The following is an 18,843-nucleotide window of genomic DNA, read 5'->3' as shown; positions in this document are numbered from 1 at the left end:
GCGAGGTTCGTCGACATCTGCTGGTCCTGCAGCGACTGGAAGAGCCGCGTCTGGTCGGTGTCGAGCACGCCGTTCGACGGCACCGCGTCGCGCATCGACTTCATCACCATCTGCAGGAACAGCGCCTCGAACTGCTTTGCGGTCGCACGCAGTGCCGCCGGCGAGTTGTTGTCGCGCGACAGCCGCTTCAGGTCGGCGAGCGCGTTCGGATCGAGCGTGTTGATCTGCGCGGGGGCGACCATTTCAGATCACCTCGAGCTCGGCACGCAGCGAGCCCGCCGCCTTCATCGCCTGCAGGATGCTGACGAGATCCATCGGCGTCGCGCCGAGCGCGTTGAGCGCCTTGACGACGTCGGCGAGGTTTGCGGCGGTGCGCAGGTTATGCACGATGCCCGCGTCCTGGCGGATGTCGACCGCGCCGCGCTGCGTGACAACGGTCTCGCCGCGCGAGAATGGCTCCGGCTGGCTGATGACCGGCTCGACATCGATCGTCACGGTGAGGTTGCCGTGCGCGACGGCGACGTTCTGCAGCGTCACGCTCTGGTTCATGACGACCGAGCCGGTGCGCGAATTGACGATGACTTTCGCCGCCTGCTGCGCGGGCGTGACTTCGAGGTTCTCGAGCTTGCCGAGGAAGGCGACGCGGTCGCTCGAATCGAGCGGCGCGCGCACCTGGATGCTGCGCGCGTCAAGCGCCTGCGCGGTGCCGCCGGCGGTCGCGAGGTTGATCGCGTCGACGACGCGGCGCGCGGTGCCGAAGTCGGAGTCGTTGAGCTCGAAGGTCACGAACTCGCCCTGGCCGAGCATCGTCGGAACCGCCCGTTCGACGGTCGCGCCCCCGGGCACGCGCCCTGCGGACAAGTGATTGATGGTCTGCGACGAGCCGGCGGCCGACGCCCCCGCGCCGCCGACCAGCATGTTGCCCTGCGCCATCGCATACACCTGACCGTCGGCGCCCTTCAGCGGCGTCATCACCAGCGTGCCGCCGCGCAGGCTTTTCGCGTTGCCGACCGACGACACGGTGATGTCGAGCTGCTGCCCGGGCCGCGCGAACGGCGGCAAGCTCGCGGTGACCATCACCGCGGCGACGTTCTTCAGCTGCAGGTTCGTGCCCGGCGGCAGCGTCACGCCCATGTTGCCGAGCATGTTGATGATGCTCTGCACGGTGAACGGGGTCTGCGTCGTCTGGTCGCCGCTGCCATCGAGGCCGACGACGAGGCCGTAGCCGACGAGCTGGTTGTCGCGCACGCCGGCGACCGAAGCGAGATCCTTCAGGCGCTCGGCTGCCGCGCCGCCGCAGCCGACCATCAGCGCGAACGCGCACGCCGCGGCGCGCAGCATCCCGCCGGGGCGGCGGACGTGGCTTCGGTCATTGCGGAACATCTTTCACTCCCGGCCGGACCGCCGTCAGAACGGCAGCACGACGTTGAAGAAGCGCTGCAGCCAGCCCATCTGGTTCGACTCGTCGATGTAGCCGCTGCCCTTGTATTCGATCCGCGCGTCGGCGATCTGCGTCGACTGCACGGTGTTCGCCGCGGTGACCATCGTGGGGTTGACGACGCCGGAGAAGCGGATGAACTCGTTGCCCTGGTTGATCGCGACCTGCTTTTCGCCCGACACCAGCAGGTTGCCGTTCGGATACACGTCGATCACGGTGACGCTGATCGTGCCGTTGAAGCGGTTGTTCGCCGCCGACGCGCCCTTGCCGGAGAACTCCGAGTCGATGCCCGCTTCGACGTTCATCCCGGCGAGCCCGGCGAGCGGCACGCGCGACGCGGCGGTGATGCCGCCGCTGATCGACGAGTCGCGCGTCGCGCTGCTGTTCGCGGCCTTCTGCGCGGTCGTGCTCTCGACGAGGTTGATCGTCAGCGTGTCGCCGACGTGGCGCGCGCGGCGGTCCTCGAACAACGGCCGCGCCTGGTTCGCCTGGAAGATCGCCCCGGTCGCCGGCTGCGCCGGCGGACCCGGCTCCGGCCGCGCCGTCATCGGCTGGTGCACGGCCGTCGGCGGCGTCGAATAGATCGACGCGCAGCCCGACAGCAGCGCGAGCACGACGGCGGGTGCGAAACGGAGGGGATTCATGATACGGCTCACAGTTGCGTCAGGCGCCCGAGCATCTGGTCGGAGGTCTGGATCGCGCGCGAATTGAGTTCGTAGGCGCGCTGCGTCGCGATCATGCTGACGAGCTCCTCGGCGACGTTGACGTTCGAGGTCTCGACGTACTGCTGGTTGATCACGCCGGCGCCGTTCGTGCCCGGCTGGTTCGGCGTCGCGACGCCGGAGGACGGCGTCTCGCGGAACAGGTTCTCGCCGATGCTCGACAGCCCGCCCGGATTGACGAAGGTCGCGAGCTGGATGTTGCCGACGACGGTCGGCGCGGTCTGGCCGGCCTGCAGCACGCTGACGGTGCCGTCCTTGCCGATCGTCACCGTCTGCGCGTCGTTCGGGATGATGATCGCGGGCTCGAGCGGATAGCCGCTCGCGGTGACCATCTGTCCCTGCGAGTCGAGCTGGAACGCGCCGTCACGCGTGTAGGCCGGCGTGCCGTCGGGCAGCGCGACCTGGAAGAAACCCTGCCCCTGCACGCCCATGTCGAGCGCGTTGCCGGTCTGCTGCAGGTTGCCCTGCGTGTGGATGCGCTCGGTCGCGACCATGCGCACCCCGGTGCCGAGCTGCAGGCCGCTGCCGATCTGGTTCTGCTGGGTGTTCTGCGCGCCGGGCTGGCGGATCGTCTGGTACAGCAGATCCTCGAACACTGCGCGCGAACGCTTGTAGCCGTTCGTCGAGACGTTCGCGAGGTTGTTCGAGATGACGTCGAGCTGGCTTTGCTGCGCGTCGAGGCCGGTACGGGCGATCCACAGTGAGCGAATCATGGTGCTGACTCCTTTCTTTCCGCGGCGGGCGCGCCGCCTGCAGTGTCGGAGCCAGTCTAGGCCGGCTCCCCTCGATTCAATCGCCGGAACACGACGTGAAAGACCCGCTATTCCCGGCGCGGTGGCGGCGTTCAGCCGTTCGACAGCACGCGCGTCGCGGCCTGGTCGTTGGCCTCGGCGCTCTGCAGCATCCGCGTCTGCATCTCGAACTGCCGCGCAAGCGCGATCATCTGGACCATCTGGTCGACGACGTCGACGTTGCTGCCTTCGACGTGGCCGCCGGCGACCTGCACCGCCTCGTCGACCGGCGCCTCGCCGCCGCCCCGGAGCCGGAACAGGCCGTCGTCGCCGCGCACGAGCGTCTCTTCGGGCGGATTCACGAGCTTCAGCCGTCCGAGGTTGTTCACGACTTTCTGCTCGCCGCCCGCGAGCATCGCGGAGATCGTGCCGTCCTTGCCGATCAGGACTTCATGGTCGGGCGGGATCGTGATCGGGCCGCCGTCGCCGAGCACCGGCAGGCCGTTGCGCGTCTGCAAGACGCCGTTCGCGCTGAGCTCGAAGCTGCCGTCGCGCGTGTAGCCTTCGCTGCCATCGGGCAGTTGCACCGCGAGCCAGCCGCGGCCCTCGACCGCGACGTCGAGCGCGCGGCCCGTCTGCTGCAGCGGCCCGGCGTCGAAGTTCGTCGCGACGCTCGCATCGACGACGAACGCGCGCGTCGCCAGGCCCTCGCCCTGCACCGGCACCGCGCGCAGCTTGTGCAACTCGGCGCGAAAGCCGGTCGAGTTCGCGTTCGCGAGGTTGTGCGACACGGCGGCCTGCTGGTTCATCGTGTGCTTCGCGCCGCTCATCGCGGTGTAAATCAGGCGGTCCATGTTGCGCTCCGTATCGTGTCCGACCCGCCCGGCGTCGCGCCGGCCGGGCCGTCAGGATGGCTTAGCCGAGATTGACGATCGTCTGCAGGATCGTGTCCTGCGCACGCACCGACTGCGCGTTCGCCTGGTACGCGCGCTGCTGGACGATCAGCTGCACGAGCTCCGACGTGAGGTCGACGTTCGCTTCCTCGACCGCGCCCGCGGTCATCAGGCCGAGGTTTGCGCTGCCCGGCACGCCGACGATCGGCTGGCCGGAATCCGGCGACTCCGCCCACAGGTTGCCGCCGAGCGACAGCAGGCCGTTCGGGCTCTGGAAGTTCGCGAGCACGACCTGGCCGAGGTCGCGGCTTTGCCCGTTGCTGTAGCGCCCGAGGATCACGCCGTCGTCGCCGATCGTGATGCCGGTCAGGCGACCGGACGCGAAGCCGTCCTGGCGCAAGGTGTTCACGCCGAACTGGCTGCCGAACTGCGTCGAGTCGGCGAGATTGAAGCTGATCGTCTGCGTCGCCGACGCGCCGGTGCTGGCGAACTGCGGGAAAGTCAGGTCGAACTCGCCGCCCGACGTGATCGCGCCGTCCGTGCCGAACTGCAGCGGCGAGCCGGGCGCCGGCACCGCGATCGCATCGCCGGCGCCGTCGACCTGGTAGAAGGCATCCCACTCGCCCGCGGCGGTCTTCTGGAAGAAGAACGTCAGCGTATGCGGATTGCCGAGCGTGTCGTACGCGGTCGCCGACGTCGAGAAGTTGTAGCCGCCGGCGGACGGATTGTTGCGGTCGAGCGGGACCGGGTTCGTCAGGTCGAGGGCCACGCCGGGGACCGGCTCGCGCGAGTCGAAGTTCATCGCGAGCGTCATCTTCGACGACGCGTTCGGCTGCACGTCCGAGAAGTTCAGCTGGATCGGCTGCGGATCACCGCCGGCGAGGATCACGCCGTTGTTCGCGAGATACCCGCTGAGCTTCATGCCTTGCGAATTGACGATGAAGCCGTCCTTGCTGACGTCGAACTGGCCGTTGCGCGTGTAGGCGATCGTGCCGTCGCCGGCGGCCATGCGGAAGAAGCCGTTGCCGTTGATCGCGACGTCGAGCGGGTTGTTCGTCGTCGTGATGTTGCCTTGGGAGAACGACTGCGTGACCGCGCCGATCGCCGAGCCGATGCCGACCTGCACCCCGGCCGCCGCCCCGTTGAGCGCCGCCGCATAGACGTCCGAAAACTCGGCGCGGCCCGATTTGAAGCCGATCGTGTTCGAGTTCGCGACGTTGTTGCTGATGACGTCGAGCGCCTTCGACGCGGAATTGAGGCCCGAGAGGCCCTGCTGGAATGCCATGATCTTCTCCCTCGAAGGTCTGGGTTCAGAGAATCTGTTTGATCTCGGACATCTTGAAGATGCCCAGATCGCCGATCTGGAGGTCCGAGCCCTGCGGCCCGCGGACGATGCTCGTGACCGCGCCGAACTCGAGCATCTGGCTCGCGACGGTCTCGTCGCCGCTGTGCGCCTCGATGCTGACGGTGTATTTGCCGTTGGCCGCGCGGCTGCCGTCGACGGCCGTGCCGTCCCACTGGAAGTTGTGCGTGCCGGCGTCGAAGGAGCCGAGCGGCACGGAGGCGACTTCGAGTCCGTTCGCATCCTTGATGCTCAGCGTGACCTTGTCCGCGGGCGCGTCGAGCGAGAAGCCGCCGATCGCGCCGGCGTCGCTCAGCAGCATCCCCTTGCCGGGAATCAGCACGCCGCGGCCGACGAGAGACGCGGCCTGCATCGCTTCGGCCGACTGCTGGCCTTCCATGATCTGCCCGAGCATCGTATTGAGCCGCTCGATGCCGTCGACGGTGCTGATCTGCGCGAGCTGCGACGTGACCTGGGCGTTGTCGAGCGGATTCATCGGGTCCTGGTTCTTCAGCTGCGCGGTCAGCAGCGTCAGGAAGCGCGACTCGGAGAGTTCCTCGGATTTCGCGGTCGTCGTCTTGCGCGCGAGGCTCGCGGCGATCGCGTCGGCGGGCGATGAAGACGATGTGTTCGTCACGGTTGTCATGGCGCGCTCCCGGCTTACTGGCCGATCGCCAGCGTGCGCTGCATCAGCGTCTTCGCCGTGTTCATCACTTCGGCGTTGGTCTGGTACGCGCGCGACGCGGAGATCATGTTCGTCATCTCCTCGACGACGTTGACGTTCGACATCTCGACGTAGCCTTCCGGGTTCGCCGCGGGGTTCGTCGGGTCGTAGGTCATCCGCCCCGCCTCGGCGCTCTCGACGACCTTGGTGACCTGCACGCCGACGCCGCTCGGCCCGGCGAGCGGCGTCGCGGTGAAGACGACCTGCTTTGCGCGATACGGCTGTCCGTTGGGGCCGGCGACGCTGTCGGCGTTGGCGATGTTCGACGCGGTCGCGTTGAGTCGCGCGGACTGCGCGTGCAGCGCCGAGCCCGCGATATTGAAGACGTTGAGCATGCTCATGATGTGCGCGCTCCGGTCACTGACCGCTGATCGCGGTCTGCATGCCGCGCAGCAGGCTGTTTATGAAGGTCACGCTCGCCTCATAGTGGATCGAGTTCTCGGCGAACGCGGCGCGCTCGATGTCCATGTTCACGGTGTTGCCGTCGACGCTCGACTGGAACGCCTGGCGGTAGCCGATCTGCGCGCCGCCGGGGCCGCCATCCTGGCCGGAGAGGTGGCGAGCCGACGTGCCGGCCAGCGCGAGCGGACCGATCTTGCCGCCGAGCGCGCCCTTCAGCGCGGACGCGAAGTCGATGTCCCGCGCCTTGTAGTGCGGCGTGTCCGCGTTCGCGACGTTCGACGCGAGCAGCTGCTGCCGCCGGGCCTGCACGTTGAGCGCCGTCTGGTGGAAACGCAGCGCATTGTCGAGTTGGGTCTTCATCGCATCACCTCAAGGACTTTCGCCGGATGCCGTAAGTGGCTTCAGCCGGCCGGCATGGCGCTCAACGCACCTTCCATGCCAGCCATCGTAGTCGGGTCGATGCAAGGACCTTGCGCCGATAAGACCGGGAATTACCGGCCAATTTCGCCGCTTTCGGCGGGCGCGGACGCGCGCCTTGCCGTCGGGCGGAAAAAGTTGCCGGGCCGCGCGAGGCGGCGGGAGCAGGGTTGCCGGCGAAGCGGCGCACGTGTTCGAATCGCGTCATGTCAATCCCAAGTCTTCCCGTCGGGACCCTCCGGCCCGCGCTTTGCGCTCCGGTGCTCGCCGCCGCGCTCAGCCTGCCCGCCCTCGCGCAACAGGCTCCCGAACCCGTGCGCGAAGCGGTGACCGCGTTTCTCGTGCAGCAGACCGCCGGCCTTCCCGGCAAGGTCGAACTGCAGGTCGGCGAGTTCGACGCGGGAAACCGGCTACCGCCGTGCGCCGAGCTGACGCCTTTCCTGCCGCCCGGCACGCGCGCGTGGGGCCGGATCAGCGTCGCCGTGCGCTGCGAGTCGCCGGTGACCTGGACCGTCTACGTGCCGGCGCAGGTCGCGGTGATGAGCGAGTTTCTCGTCGCCGCGCAGCCGCTGCGCGCCGGCCAGATCGTCGGGCCGGCGGACCTCGGGCGGCGATTCGGCGACCTCGCGGCGGAGCCGCCGAACACCCTCACCGACGCAACACAGGCAGTCGGCCATCACGTGCGCTACGCGGTCGCGGCCGGCAGCACGCTGCACACCACCATGCTGCGTTTACCGCCGGCGGTGCGGCAGGGACAGGTCGTGAAAGTGGTCGGCAGCGGCACCGGTTTCACCGTGTCGAACGAGGGCCGCGCGCTGAACGCCGCGGCCGAAGGCGAGCCGGTGCGGGTGCGGCTCGGCAACGGGCATGTGGTGTCCGGTACGGCCCGCGCGGGCGGCGTCGTCGAAATCGCGTTCTGATCCGCGGCACCGGATGCGGAGCCGGCAATGAAAGAGGCGATCCCATCCGACTGAGCCTGTCCCTGTCGACGGCGCTCGCGTTACCCGCGTTTCGACTCGTCCGCGGCGAGGGAATGCGAACCGCCCCGCCCGTCGTTGCCGGGTTGCGGCTTCGGGGATGTCCCGCGCGCTTCGACTTCCGGGCCCGCTCGCGCGAAGTCGTCACGGCCGCGCAAGACAAAAGCTTACATTTCGGCGCCGTTCCCAGCCTGCGCATGGCGGTCGAAAGCCTAAAGTTCAGCGGGGCTGCGCCGTAGACAGGGCCAGAGAGAATACCTACTGGGAGTTGCGCCATGAAGATCGAAGGCAGCGTGAAACCGGTCGGTGCGACGCCGACCGGCGAAACCCGGGCGCGATCGCATGCGAGCGCCGCGCCCTTTTCGAATGCCGCGGCAAAGGTCGAACTGTCGTCGTTGTCGGCGAGCTTGATCAAGGCGGAAGCCGCGATGGCCTCGACGCCGGTCGTCGATCGCGCCCGCGTCGACGAGATCCGGCAGGCGATCAGCGAGGGGCGGTTCACGGTCGACGCCGAGCGGATCGCCGACGGACTGATCAAGAGCGTGCGCGAGTTGCTCGACTCCGGTTCGCGCTCGTGAGCCTGCAGCCGGAACTTCAGCGGCTCGCGGCGCTGATCGACAGCGAAGCCGTCCTGCTGCGCGCGTTCATCGCGCTGCTCGAGCAGGAGGAAGCGCTGCTGGTCGCCGGGGACGCCGACGCGCTGCTCGCGCTTTCGCACGACAAGACCGATCGCTTCCACAAGCTGCAGCGGCTGCATGCCGACCGCGCGCTGCTGCTCGGCCGCATGCGCCGGCCGGACTCCGACGCGTCGGTTCGCGAGCTTTGCGCCCCGCTGCCGGATACGCTCGCCCGCTGGGGCGAGATCCACGGCCTCGCGCGCGAAGCGCAGCGCCGCAACGCGCTCAACGGCAAGCTCGTCGCCGAGCGGATGCAGCACAACCAGGCGGCGCTGTCGGTGTTGCTCAGCGCCGCGAACCGGCCCCAACTTTACGATTCTGCAGGCATGGCCCGGCCGACCGGCGGCGGGCGCCACCTCGGCAGCGCCTGAGCGCGGCCTTTCCGGTTCGACCGTCCACGCCGCGCCCTTCTGCCGGGGACGGCCGATCGGTTACCCCGTCAGCCCTTCTTCCTTCATCGCCAGCAGCACCTTCGGGCGCTGGGCGACGCGCGCCATGTACGCGCGGATGTGCGGCCACTGCGCGGTGTCGATCTGCAGCATGCCGGTCCAGTTGAGGACCGTGAACAGGTAGGCGTCGGCGATCGTGAACGTGTCGCCGGTGAGATACTGGCGGCCTTCGAGCATCTGCTCGAGCGCGTTGAAGCGCCGCCCGATCGTGCCCTTCTGGACTTCCTTCATGTCGTCGGTCATCGCCGGATTGAACAGCGCGCCGATCTGCTTGTGGACTTCGGATGACACGAAGTTCAGGGCTTCGAGCAGGCGATAACGCTCCATCGTGCCGGGCTTCGGCGCGAGGCCCGACTCGGGCTTGCGATCGGCGAGGTACTGGCAGACCACGTTGGCTTCGGTGAGGATCGCGCCGTCGTCGAGGCGCAGCGCCGGCACGTAACCCTTCGGATTGATCTTCCAGTAATCGTCGCCGCCCGCCGTTCTCTTGTTCGGGATATCGACCTTTTCGAGCTCGAGGTCGAGGCCGGCCTCACGGGCCACGATGTGGGGCGCGAGCGAGCATGCGCCCGGCGAGTAATAAAGTTTCATGGAACGTTTCTCCTGTCGAATCGGACGCCCGCGCCTGCCGCCGGCTGCGGAATGCGAGCGTCCTGCGCCTTAGTGCGACCCGCGCCGGCGAAGTTCGAAGCCCCTTTCATCTTTCCGCTTTCAGGTTTCGCGATGACACGGTATTCGCTGCGTCCCGTCGCCGCACGCGTCATCCTGAGGCGAGGCGCGCAACGGTGTCGTCGATGAGCCGCCGCGCGATGCTGAACGCGTGCGGCAGGCGCGGCAGACGGTCGATGCCGAACCAGTCGGCCGCTTCGATCTCGTCGGGCTGCGGCGTGATCGTGCCGCCGGCGTAATCGGCGACGAAGGCGACCATCAACGAATGCGGAAACGGCCACGGCTGGCTGCCGAAGTAGCACAGGTTCGCGACCTCGATGCCGACTTCCTCGCGGACTTCGCGCGCCAGCGTCTCTTCCAGCGTCTCCCCCGGTTCGACGAACCCGGCCAGCGCGCTGTACATGCCTTCGGGAAAATGCGGCGAGCGCGCGAGGAGCAGCTCGCGCTCCCGCAGCACGAGGGCCATCATCGCGGGGGCAAGCCGCGGATAGCTCGTCAGCCCGCAGGACGGGCACACCCGCGCGCGCTCGGAGGGGTGGCGCTCGGTCGGTGCGCCGCAGCGGCCGCAGAAGCGGTGCGTCCGGTCCCACTCGACGACCTGGATCGCGCGCCCGGCGAGCGCGAACGTTGCCTCATGGATGCGGCCGAAGAGCGCGCGCAGTCCGCGCCACTCGGTCGACTCCAACAGCGCAGCACCTTCGGTTTCCGCCGTGAAGCATCCGCACTCGCCGAGCCGCCCGAGATAGTGGCAACGCGCGGGAAGCACCCCCAGCCGCTGCAGGTCGCCGCGGCGCGGTACGCGCGTGCCGGTGTCGTCGGCGATAACCAGCAGCGCGCTTTCGTGAAAGACGAACCACAGGTCGTTGTCGCGGACCTGCGCGGGCTCGACGATGCCTGGTGAAAACATGTTCCGCGGCTGCTCCGACAAAGCGACGAGTCCCGATTGTGCCTGCGGCCGCGCGCGCATGGAGGATCGCGTCGAAATTCGGCGGCGCCGCCCTACCTGGCGATGCGTTCGCCCCGTGCCGCCGCGTCGGGAAGCGCGAGCGTCTTCCGGGCGAGCAGCAGTTGCAGGCATTCGGCCGCCGGCACCGGACGGCTGAAGAGGTAGCCCTGCATCTCGTCGCAACCGTGCTGCCAGAGGTGATTCATCTGCTCCTCGCGCTCGACGCCTTCGGCGATTACCTGCAGGCCGAGATTGTGGCCGAGGCCGATCACCCCGGTGCACACCGCCTGTGCACCGCGGTCCGTCGTGACGTCGCGGACGAAGCTCTGGTCGATCTTCAGCAGGTCGATCGGCAAGCGGGTCAGGTAGCTGAGCGACGAGTACCCGGTACCGAAATCGTCGACGGCGATGCGGATGCCCATCGCGCGGATCGCGCCGAGCTGGTGAATGTTCGCTTCGACATCCTCCATCAGCACGGTCTCGGTAAGTTCGAGGTCGAGATACGCTCGCGGGGCCGGGTAAGCCTCGAGTGCCTGCTCGAGCCACGCGAGCGAATCCTTCCTGCGCAACTGGACGGCCGAGACGTTGACGGCGATCCGCGGAAGCTCGACGCCGGCCGCGAGCCACTCCGTCGCGTCCGCGAGGGCCTTCTCGACTACCCAGCGGCCGGTCTCCACGATCAGCCCCGTCTCCTCGAGGATCGGGATGAACGCGGCCGGCGGAATCAGGCCCTTTTCCGGATGGTTCCAGCGGATCAGCGCTTCGAGCCCGACGATCGTCCCGTCGTGCAGACTGACTTTCGGCTGATAGTGCAGCACGAACTCGTCGCGTTCGAGCGCGCGGTGCAGCCGGTTTTCGAACGACAGCTGCTCCGACACTCGCGCGTTCATCTCCGGCGCATAGAAGAGGTAGCTCTCGTCGTTCGTCCGCGCCTTCAGCAGCGCCGTTTCGGCGTTCGCGAACAGCGTCTCCGCGTCGAGCCCGTCACTCGGATACAGCGCGACGCCGAAGCGGAACGTCAGGTGCAGCTCGGTGCCACCAATCGGATAGGGCCGGCCGAGGGACTCATCCATTGCGCGGTCGAGCAGGTGGGCGACATCCGCGGCGACGTCGAACCCCGTGACGACCGCCGCGAAATGATCGCCGCCGAAGCGCGCCAGACGATCCTTGCCCGAAAACGCGGTGACGAGCCGTTCGCCGACGAGCTTGAGAAGCGCGTCACCTGCACGACGGCCGAAAGTGTCGTTGATGCTCTTGAAGCGCTCGATGTTGATCAGCAGCACCGCGACCGGCGCCCCGGATCCTGCTTCGCCGCGCGACTGCACGAGTTGCACGACACGATCGTGGAACAGCGCGCGGTTCGGCAGGCTGGTCAGCGCGTCGTAATAGGCGAGGTAGTCGAGTTGTTCGCCCTTGCTGATGTATTCGAGCGCGAACGAGATGTCGCCGGCGAGCTCGACGAGGAGCTTGAGCTCCATCTCGTCCTCGAACACGCCGGTCTGCGCGGCGTACAGCGCGAGCACACCGGCCAAGCGCTGGTCCTCGAACAGCGGGAATACCGCCTTCGAACGACATCCCATCGCGAGCGCATCGTTCGGAAAGATCTCGCAGGCCGCCGACGCGATGTCATTGCATGTCGCATAGCTGCGCTGCTGCACGGCGAGGCCGATGAGTCCCGAGCGTCCGTCAAGCAGCGCGCTGTCCGCCGCCGACAGTTCCCGGTCGGCCGAACGCGACAGGTCGCCGTCGCCCGCGACCCACGCGGCCGGTTTGATCGTCTGCGAACCGGGATCGAGCACGCCGATCCACGCGAGGCGGAACTTCCCGAGCTCGACCGCGATCCGGCAGGCCTCCCGGAACAGCTCACCGCGATCGTGCGTCCTCACGATCGCGGTGTTGATGCCCGAAAGCACCGCGTAGATCCGGTTCAGGCTCGCGACCTTCTGCTCGGCGCGGGTGCGCTCGACGACTTCGGCCTGCAACGCGGCCGTGCGCTTCGCGACGAGCTCCTCGAGATGCCGGTAGAGCTGCGCCCGCTGGATCGCGAGGGCGGTCTGGCTGCCGACCGCTTCGAGCAGGCGGAGATCCTCGCCGCTGAAAAACCCGCTGTCGTCGCGCACGATGTTCATGACGCCGAGGCTCTGTTCGCGCGCCATCAGTGGCACGACCGCGTGCGTCCGCGCGAGGTGTTCTCCCGCGGCCGCGGCCTGCAGGCGCTCGCACTCGACGAGCGCGACATCGTGCCCCAGCTCGCCTTCGCGCAGTATGCGGCGACATCGGCAGTCCGCCGCGAGCGCGACGACGTCCTGTAGCGGTGCTGGCAGCGAGCGGTTCGCGACGGTGCGCAGCGCGCCGTGTCCGTCATCGAGCCACACCCATCCTGCGCGGAAATCCGGCAGTTCGAGCAGGCCCGCGAGCGCCTGTTCGCACGCGTCGGTTTCGGTCGTCACGCGGTTCAGCTCGCCGGCGATGCGGTAGAGCATCCGGAGCATGCGGTTCGACAGCGCGATCTCGCGCTGCTGCGCCTGCAACTCCTCGTTCATGTGCACCGCTTCGTCGTACGTCGAGATCAGCAGGTCGATGATCTGCTCGCGCCCCGACGCGATGTAGTGCTTGCGGCCCCCCATGTAGATTTCCATGCCCTCGTCCGTCGCGCCGCCCTTGCGCAGCTCGCGGTTGAGCAGGATGTATTCGACGCGGGCGAGGAGCGCGTTCGGTTCGTACGGCTTGCGGATGAAGTGGTCAGCGCCGCACTCGAGGCTCTTCGCGATGTCCTGCACGCCCGCCAGCGACGTCACGATCACCACGGGGATGTCCTCGAGCGCCGGGTCGGACTTGATCGCGGCGCACAGTCCGTAGCCGTCCATCTCCGGCATCACGACATCGGAGATCACGAGCGCGGGCCGGCGCTCGCGCACCGCGGCCAGCGCGACCCGGCCGTTCGGCGCGACGCGCACCGTGTGTCCCTGCTGTTCGAGCAGGAAACGCAGCTTCTCGGCCTGTGTCGGGCTGTCCTCGGCAATGACGATATCCACGCGCGGAATCCTCTTGTCTTCGTTCGCCACGAACCGCTTCTCCTTCGGCATCCCCACCTACGAATGTGGTTTCTTCCGGCCGCGGGCGACGAGACCGGCGAGCACCGTTGCGATTTTTTGCGGCGGCAGTACGTATTGGGCCGCACCGAGCGCGACCGCGGCGCCGGGCATGCCGAAGACTACGGAGGATTCGCGGTCCTGCGCAAACGTGATGCTTCCGCCGTCCCGCAGGAGCTTGAGCTCCTGCGCGCCGTCCCGCCCCATCCCGGTGAGCAGCACCGCCGCGGCGGCAGCCCCGAACGCGGCGGCGGCCGAGCGGAACAGCACCGACACCGATGGTTTCACGCCGTGTTCCTTCGGCCCGTCGACGAGCACGACCGTCCCCGGCGAGCGCACCTGCATATGACTTCCGCTCGGCGCGACATACGCGGCACCCGAGCGCGTCTCCTCGCCATCGGTCGCGACCCGCACCGCATAGCCGCTGCTGTCACCTAGCCATTGCGCGAACCCGTCGACGAAGGAGTCGGAGATGTGCTGCACGACCAGGATCGGCACCTGCAGATCTTTCGGGAGCCCTGCCAGCAGCTCCTTCAGCGCGATCGGACCGCCGGTCGACGCGCCGGCGACGACGATGCGGACCGCGCTCGACGGGCTCGGTGCGCTCGGCGGCGCCGGCGCCCGCGCTGTTGCGCCGTGACGCGGCCAGCGCTTGACCACTGGGACTTCCGACATCACGCGCACGGTGCGAACGAGTTCGTCAGCCGCGGCGGCGAACTGCGGGTGTCCGGGCCCGCGCGGTTTCGCCAGCACCGCGAGCGCCCCCGCATCGATCGCACGGAAGTTCGCGGCGACTTCGTTCGCGTCGCTCGTCGCGGTCGCCATCACGATGCGCGTCGGGGAGGTTTCCATGATCCTGCGCGTCGCAGCGAAGCCGTCCATGCCCGGCAGGTGGATGTCCATCACGATGACGTCGGGACGGAGCCGTTCGGCTTCGCGCACCGCCTCTTCGCCGTCCCTCGCCATCCCCACAACCTGGATGCGGGACGCGCCGCCGAGGACGTGCGCGAGCAGTTCGCGGGCGACCGGTGAATCGTCGACGACCAGCACCCTGACCGTTCCTCCGGCCGCGACAGAATTCATGTGAGCCTCCTGATCACTGCCAGCAGATCGCTCTGGTCGAAGCTGCTCTTGACGACGTAGGCATTGGCCCCCGCCTCGACGCCGCGTTCGCGGTGTTCGCGCGACGCCAGCGCAGTCACAAGGACTACCGGCAAATCGGCGAGTTTCCGGTCCTGCCGGATCCACTGGGTCAGCGCGAAGCCGTCCATCCGCGGCATTTCGACGTCGGACACGACGAGATCGAAGCGGCCGGTATGCAGCGCGGTCAGCGCGTCCACGCCATCCACTGCGGTCGCGACGTCGTAGCCCGAAGATTCGAGGATGTTTTTCAGCAGCGTGCGCGAGGTGACAGAGTCCTCGACGACGAGCAACGACAGCCGCGCCTGCTTGTCATCCGGGGCAGCCAATGCCGCCGTTCGCAGGGTGCTGGCCGACGCGCCGGAGCCGGCTTCGGCCGATCCGCTTGTTCTGCTCGCGCCGGCCCCTTTCGTCGCCGTGTCCGGCGGCGGCGCGAGCGCGGCGTCCGCGAGCGCCGACTTCATGAGGTCCGGGACGCTCAGGATCGGCACGACGCGGCCGGCGCCGAGGACCGTCGCGCCGGCGACGTTCCGCACGCGCCGCAGCTGCGGCCCGAGCCCTTTCACCAGCACTTCCTGGTCGCCGAGCACCGCATCGACGGCTAACGCGATTCGCCGGCCTTCGCTCGCTAGCACCGCGACGCAAAGGTGGCGGGCGTCGCGCGATGCTGGGGCGGACGGCACGCCGAGCACGTCTGCGAGGCGGACGAGCGACAGCGCCTCGCCGCCGAGTTCGATCGCGTCGCGGTTTCCGGCGGTCCTGACCGAGCTCGCGCCGATCCGCGCGACCCGCTCGACATCACGCGTGGGAATCACGAAGCGGCTGTCGCCGACGCCGACGAGCAGCCCTCGAAAGTTCGCGAGCGAGGTCGGCAGCACGATCCGGAACGCCGTGCCCCCTTCGGCGGGCGACTCGATCGCGATGCTGCCGCCGAGTTTCTCGATCTTCTCGCGGACGATCGCGAGCCCGAGTCCGCGCCCGGAAATGCCGGTCAGCACCGGGCTCGTCGACAGGCCGGACGCGTACACCAGCGCGCACGCGGCGGCGTCGGGCAGCGCGTCCGCCTCGGCCGGCGTGACGAGACCCAGCGCGACCGCCGCGGCGGCAACCTTGCGCGCGTCGATCCCCGCACCGTCGTCCGTGATCCGCAGTTCGACCCGGTTGCCTTCCTTCGACACCACCGCGACATGGATTCGACCGCGGGCGCCCTTGCCACGGCGCACGCGCTCGGCCGGCGCCTCGATGCCGTGGTCGACCGCGTTGCGGACAAGGTGAATCAGCGGATCCTTCAACTGTTCGAGAATGCGCCGGTCGATTTCGATCGCTTCGCCGTCGATGCGCAGTTCCGCCTCCTTGCCGCTGTCGCGCGCGAGATCGCGGGCGAGTCGCGGCAGCAGTTCGAACACGACGCCGAACGGCTGCAACAGCATCTGCTTCACGTCGTCCTGCATCGCGTCGGCAAGGCCCCCGAGCGTGCGCTGTTCCCGCTCGGCCACGCGCTGCAGCCCGTTCAGGCGGTCGCACAGCGCCTTCACGTAGTGTTCGTCCCGCTCCACCGCATCGAGCACAGCGTCGATCGTCGGCATGCGTTGCCCGGGGACTGTTCCGATCTGGTGCGACCGGGCCTCCCCATCGGCCTTCGTGCCGTTCGCGTTCCGATCGCTCGCGCGGCGAAGGGCCCGAACTTCGCGGGCGGTCCGACTCCACGCCTTCCTCCACGCGGTCAGTTCGGCGCTGACCGCGCGCAGTTCGGCCGCAAGCTGCCCGGCCCCGACCTTGAACGCGAGAAGCTCTTCGGCCTGGACGAGCACCGCGGCGAGCCTTGCCGCCGGGATGCGGACGGTTTCGCCGGCGCTCCACGCGGCGTCCCTCGGCGCACGCCCCGCTGTCGGCCGCTCCGCGTCCGCCACCCCGCCTTTCACCGCGGGCTGCGTAGCTGCCGGCGTGTCCGCCGACCGCTCGAGATCCCCCGGCGTCGTCCCCTCCGTGTCAGTGGGGCTGGCCGGAGGCGAGCGGAGCGCGAGTCCGGCCGCGACGAAGCCTGCTTGCGACGCCGGCGCGACGGGCACGGCGGCATCCGCGGCCACGAGGCGCGCGAGTTCGTCCGTGCGCAGCGCGAGCGCTTCGACGAACGCGGGCGTCGGGCTCGCCTCCTCCCGTTTCAGCTTCGCGAGGCGCGTCTCGAGGTCGGCGCATACGGCCTCGACGTCGGCGAGATTCACCGCGCGCGCCGCGCCCTTCAGGCTGTGCGCCTCGCGGAACAGCGTCTCGACGGCCTGCCTGCCGCGTTCGCCCGAAACGGGTTGCTCCAGTTCGCGCAGCAGCGCGGAAATCGCGCGCAGATGCTCGTCGGCTTCGAGCCGGAACGTCGCCCGAAGGTGATTCAGAAACGCGTCGGAGTCGAGAGGCGGCATGGTGAGCCGGGCGTCAGAACCGGTAGCACCCGACCATCTCCTTGAGCTTCTGGCCGAGCGCGTGCAGGTTGTGGGCCGCGGCTTCGGCCTGCCGCGTGCTGTCGAGGTTCTGCGTCGTCGCGACGCGGATGTTCGCCGTCGCGAGCGCGAGCTGGTCCATCCCGGCGAGTTGCTGCTGCGCCGATACGGCAATCTGACTCGCCGCGTGCGCGCTTTCGTCGATGCTGTCGGCGAGCTGCCGGATCGCGTCGCCGGCTTCCTGAGAGCGAAGCACGCCGGTCTCGACGGCCTTCGAACCCTGCTCGGTCGCCATCACCGCGCCGCTGGTCGCCTTCTGTATGTCGCCGAGGATCGCGCGCACCTGGCTCGTCGCCTGCTTCGACTGTTCGGCGAGGCTCTTCACTTCCTGCGCGACGACCGCGAAACCCTTGCCAAACTCGCCGGCCTTCGCGGCCTCGATCGACGCGTTTACCGCGAGCAGGTTCGATTGCTCGGACAGGTCGTTCACGCTCGCGATGATCTCGCCGATCGCCTGGCTCTGTTCGGCCAGGCGCACGATGCTTTCGGCAATCTGTTCCATCTGCTCACGGATCCGCTGCATCGCCTCGGCGCTGTCCTCCACGGCCCGCCTGCCGTCCTGCGAGATCTGCGCGGCCTTGTGCGCCCCGTCGGCGACCGCCCGCGCCTTCTGGCTCGACAGCGTCGCGGTCTGCTTCACTTCCTCGACGGTCGTCGCGGTTTCGGCGGTGGCCGACGCGGTTTCGGCCGCAGCGGTGGCGACCTGCGTCGTGCCGCTCAGGATATCGGTCGCCGACGATGCGAGGACGTTCGTCCCATCGCTGATTTCGCGCGCCATGTCGCGCAGGTTCCGCACCATCGTCGCGAAGGCCATGCCGAGCGCATCCTCTTCGGACTGCACTTTGACCTGCATGCCGAGGTCGCCGGCCGCGATGCGCGTTGCGACATCGGCCTTCTCCCGCAACGATTGCGCCATCTGGTCGAACTTCTCTTCGAGCACGCCGATCTCGTCGGAGCGCGTGTTCGCACCGCCGACCACGACGATCTCTCCGGCGGCGATCCTCTCCGCGCGCAGCGCGATCGTCTTCAGCGGCGCGGCGATCACCCGGTTGAGGAACGCGGCCGTGAGGATGCTTAGCACCACGGCGGCCGCACCGAACGCAAGGAAAAGGCGCATCGTTGACGTGATCCGCTCCTCCGCTTCGGCAACGGCCGCCTTCGCCCGCGCCTGCGCCTCGTTGCCGAGCTCCGCGGACAGCCCGCGGACGGCTTCGAAGCGCTCCTTCTGGATGCCGACCCCGAGCAGCTGCGCCTCCTCGCGCCGCCCCTTGCGAAGCATCGCGATCACCTCCTGCCGGGTCTCGCGACCGGCAGCAGTGAGCGCGGCGACCTCGTCGAGCTTCGACGACAGCACCCCGGCGCCCTCCACCAGTGTGCGCAGGCGCGCGATACGTTCGTCGGTCTCGCGCTCGCCGCTCGCGACTTCCTTCTCCAGTATCTCCTGCTCGGACCGCCGCGGCTCCACCTGAAGCTGAAGCATGTGCGCGCGCACCCGGTTCTGGACGGCGCGCAACTCGACGAGTTCGGTCGCAACGGCAAAATCCCGCTCGAACAACGTCTTCTGGGACTGCAGCAGGTTCGCCATCCCCGCCTGCGCGATCCACATCACGAGGCAGAGCAGCAGGAGCATCAGGCCGAAGGCGACGAGGAATTTCGTCCGCGCGGCCAGATCTAGGAGCCAGTTCATTCGTTCGTCCTCTTCTTGTTTTTCTGTTCCTGGTAACCCGGAAGC

18 protein-coding genes are annotated in these 18,843 nt (G+C 68.5%); 3 read left to right on the top strand and 15 right to left on the bottom strand.

Annotated features, from left to right (window positions below):
- The 9 genes from V6M37_RS13480 to flgB form a co-directional block, all read right to left on the bottom strand.
- Nucleotides 1-242, bottom strand: a 242-nt coding sequence (locus V6M37_RS13480) for a rod-binding protein (protein WP_332674086.1), incomplete at its 3' end; no start/stop codon positions are given.
- A 1-nt stretch (nucleotide 243) separates the two neighbouring features.
- Nucleotides 244-1,341, bottom strand: coding sequence for a flagellar basal body P-ring protein FlgI (locus V6M37_RS13475; RefSeq protein ID WP_332674088.1), 1,098 nt, complete (start codon nucleotides 1,339-1,341; stop codon nucleotides 244-246).
- 66 nt (nucleotides 1,342-1,407) lie between these two features.
- A complete protein-coding gene (locus V6M37_RS13470) occupies nucleotides 1,408-2,082 on the bottom strand; it encodes a flagellar basal body L-ring protein FlgH (RefSeq protein ID WP_332674084.1) in 675 nt (224 codons plus the stop codon).
- Between the two features lie 8 nt (nucleotides 2,083-2,090).
- A complete protein-coding gene (gene flgG / locus V6M37_RS13465; protein ID WP_312656807.1) occupies nucleotides 2,091-2,873 on the bottom strand; it encodes a flagellar basal-body rod protein FlgG in 783 nt (260 codons plus the stop codon).
- Nucleotides 2,874-3,004: 131 nt separating this feature from the next.
- A complete protein-coding gene (gene flgF / locus V6M37_RS13460; protein ID WP_332674078.1) occupies nucleotides 3,005-3,745 on the bottom strand; it encodes a flagellar basal-body rod protein FlgF in 741 nt (246 codons plus the stop codon).
- Nucleotides 3,746-3,806: 61 nt separating this feature from the next.
- Nucleotides 3,807-5,069, bottom strand: coding sequence for a flagellar hook protein FlgE (flgE, locus tag V6M37_RS13455; RefSeq protein ID WP_332674076.1), 1,263 nt, complete (start codon nucleotides 5,067-5,069; stop codon nucleotides 3,807-3,809).
- A gap of 25 nt (nucleotides 5,070-5,094) precedes the next feature.
- Nucleotides 5,095-5,772, bottom strand: coding sequence for a flagellar hook assembly protein FlgD (locus V6M37_RS13450; RefSeq protein WP_332674074.1), 678 nt, complete (start codon nucleotides 5,770-5,772; stop codon nucleotides 5,095-5,097).
- 14 nt (nucleotides 5,773-5,786) lie between these two features.
- On the bottom strand, nucleotides 5,787-6,191 hold the full coding sequence (gene flgC, locus V6M37_RS13445) for a flagellar basal body rod protein FlgC (RefSeq protein ID WP_332674072.1): 405 nt from the start codon (nucleotides 6,189-6,191) through the stop codon (nucleotides 5,787-5,789).
- 16 nt (nucleotides 6,192-6,207) lie between these two features.
- Nucleotides 6,208-6,612: a flagellar basal body rod protein FlgB gene (gene flgB, locus V6M37_RS13440; protein ID WP_332674070.1), complete on the bottom strand. Its 405-nt coding sequence runs from the start codon at nucleotides 6,610-6,612 to the stop codon at nucleotides 6,208-6,210.
- 263 nt (nucleotides 6,613-6,875) lie between these two features.
- Between flgB and flgA the strand changes: the two genes are divergently transcribed.
- The 3 genes from flgA (at nucleotide 6,876) to V6M37_RS13425 (ending at nucleotide 8,694) form a co-directional block, all read left to right on the top strand.
- On the top strand, nucleotides 6,876-7,589 hold the full coding sequence (flgA, locus tag V6M37_RS13435) for a flagellar basal body P-ring formation chaperone FlgA (RefSeq protein ID WP_332674068.1): 714 nt from the start codon (nucleotides 6,876-6,878) through the stop codon (nucleotides 7,587-7,589).
- A gap of 332 nt (nucleotides 7,590-7,921) precedes the next feature.
- Nucleotides 7,922-8,224, top strand: a complete 303-nt coding sequence (flgM, locus tag V6M37_RS13430) for a flagellar biosynthesis anti-sigma factor FlgM (RefSeq protein ID WP_332674067.1) — start codon at nucleotides 7,922-7,924, stop codon at nucleotides 8,222-8,224.
- On the top strand, nucleotides 8,221-8,694 hold the full coding sequence (locus V6M37_RS13425) for a flagella synthesis protein FlgN (RefSeq protein WP_332674065.1): 474 nt from the start codon (nucleotides 8,221-8,223) through the stop codon (nucleotides 8,692-8,694). The genes flgM and V6M37_RS13425 overlap by 4 nt, the downstream gene beginning before the upstream one ends.
- Before the next feature lie 60 nt (nucleotides 8,695-8,754).
- Here V6M37_RS13425 and gstA read toward each other — a convergent pair whose 3' ends face one another.
- From gstA to V6M37_RS13395, 6 genes are all read right to left on the bottom strand, one after another.
- Complete coding sequence (gene gstA / locus V6M37_RS13420; RefSeq protein WP_332674063.1) at nucleotides 8,755-9,363, bottom strand: glutathione transferase GstA; 609 nt, start codon at nucleotides 9,361-9,363, stop codon at nucleotides 8,755-8,757.
- Nucleotides 9,364-9,532: 169 nt separating this feature from the next.
- On the bottom strand, nucleotides 9,533-10,348 hold the full coding sequence (nudC, locus tag V6M37_RS13415; protein ID WP_332674060.1) for an NAD(+) diphosphatase: 816 nt from the start codon (nucleotides 10,346-10,348) through the stop codon (nucleotides 9,533-9,535).
- A 92-nt stretch (nucleotides 10,349-10,440) separates the two neighbouring features.
- Nucleotides 10,441-13,452, bottom strand: coding sequence for an EAL domain-containing protein (locus tag V6M37_RS13410; RefSeq protein ID WP_332674059.1), 3,012 nt, complete (start codon nucleotides 13,450-13,452; stop codon nucleotides 10,441-10,443).
- A 27-nt stretch (nucleotides 13,453-13,479) separates the two neighbouring features.
- Nucleotides 13,480-14,562, bottom strand: a complete 1,083-nt coding sequence (gene cheB / locus V6M37_RS13405; RefSeq protein WP_332674058.1) for a chemotaxis-specific protein-glutamate methyltransferase CheB — start codon at nucleotides 14,560-14,562, stop codon at nucleotides 13,480-13,482.
- Nucleotides 14,559-17,033: a hybrid sensor histidine kinase/response regulator gene (locus tag V6M37_RS13400; RefSeq protein WP_332674056.1), complete on the bottom strand. Its 2,475-nt coding sequence runs from the start codon at nucleotides 17,031-17,033 to the stop codon at nucleotides 14,559-14,561. The genes cheB and V6M37_RS13400 overlap by 4 nt, the downstream gene beginning before the upstream one ends.
- Before the next feature lie 13 nt (nucleotides 17,034-17,046).
- Complete coding sequence (locus V6M37_RS13395) at nucleotides 17,047-18,798, bottom strand: methyl-accepting chemotaxis protein (protein ID WP_332674054.1); 1,752 nt, start codon at nucleotides 18,796-18,798, stop codon at nucleotides 17,047-17,049.
- Nucleotides 18,799-18,843 lie beyond the last annotated feature (45 nt).

Origin of the sequence: Aromatoleum sp., from assembly GCF_036675785.1 — a bacterium.
In the GTDB taxonomy this organism is placed as follows: domain Bacteria; phylum Pseudomonadota; class Gammaproteobacteria; order Burkholderiales; family Rhodocyclaceae; genus Aromatoleum.
Note: the sequence above shows the minus strand (reverse complement) of the source record. Positions and strands in the feature narration are given on the sequence as shown.

What these genes read in the sequence shown, in the direction of transcription:
- gstA (WP_332674063.1), bottom strand. Translation starts at nt 9,363, where the DNA reads ATGAAACTTTATTACTCGCCGGGCGCATGCTCGCTCGCGCCCCACATC.
- flgA (WP_332674068.1), top strand. Translation starts at nt 6,876, where the DNA reads ATGTCAATCCCAAGTCTTCCCGTCGGGACCCTCCGGCCCGCGCTTTGC.
- flgM (WP_332674067.1), top strand. Translation starts at nt 7,922, where the DNA reads ATGAAGATCGAAGGCAGCGTGAAACCGGTCGGTGCGACGCCGACCGGC.
- flgB (WP_332674070.1), bottom strand. Translation starts at nt 6,612, where the DNA reads ATGAAGACCCAACTCGACAATGCGCTGCGTTTCCACCAGACGGCGCTC.
- cheB (WP_332674058.1), bottom strand. Translation starts at nt 14,562, where the DNA reads ATGAATTCTGTCGCGGCCGGAGGAACGGTCAGGGTGCTGGTCGTCGAC.
- nudC (WP_332674060.1), bottom strand. Translation starts at nt 10,348, where the DNA reads ATGTTTTCACCAGGCATCGTCGAGCCCGCGCAGGTCCGCGACAACGAC.
- V6M37_RS13450 (WP_332674074.1), bottom strand. Translation starts at nt 5,772, where the DNA reads ATGACAACCGTGACGAACACATCGTCTTCATCGCCCGCCGACGCGATC.
- V6M37_RS13395 (WP_332674054.1), bottom strand. Translation starts at nt 18,798, where the DNA reads ATGAACTGGCTCCTAGATCTGGCCGCGCGGACGAAATTCCTCGTCGCC.
- flgG (WP_312656807.1), bottom strand. Translation starts at nt 2,873, where the DNA reads ATGATTCGCTCACTGTGGATCGCCCGTACCGGCCTCGACGCGCAGCAA.
- V6M37_RS13475 (WP_332674088.1), bottom strand. Translation starts at nt 1,341, where the DNA reads ATGCTGCGCGCCGCGGCGTGCGCGTTCGCGCTGATGGTCGGCTGCGGC.
- flgC (WP_332674072.1), bottom strand. Translation starts at nt 6,191, where the DNA reads ATGAGCATGCTCAACGTCTTCAATATCGCGGGCTCGGCGCTGCACGCG.
- flgE (WP_332674076.1), bottom strand. Translation starts at nt 5,069, where the DNA reads ATGGCATTCCAGCAGGGCCTCTCGGGCCTCAATTCCGCGTCGAAGGCG.
- flgF (WP_332674078.1), bottom strand. Translation starts at nt 3,745, where the DNA reads ATGGACCGCCTGATTTACACCGCGATGAGCGGCGCGAAGCACACGATG.
- V6M37_RS13400 (WP_332674056.1), bottom strand. Translation starts at nt 17,033, where the DNA reads ATGCCGCCTCTCGACTCCGACGCGTTTCTGAATCACCTTCGGGCGACG.
- V6M37_RS13470 (WP_332674084.1), bottom strand. Translation starts at nt 2,082, where the DNA reads ATGAATCCCCTCCGTTTCGCACCCGCCGTCGTGCTCGCGCTGCTGTCG.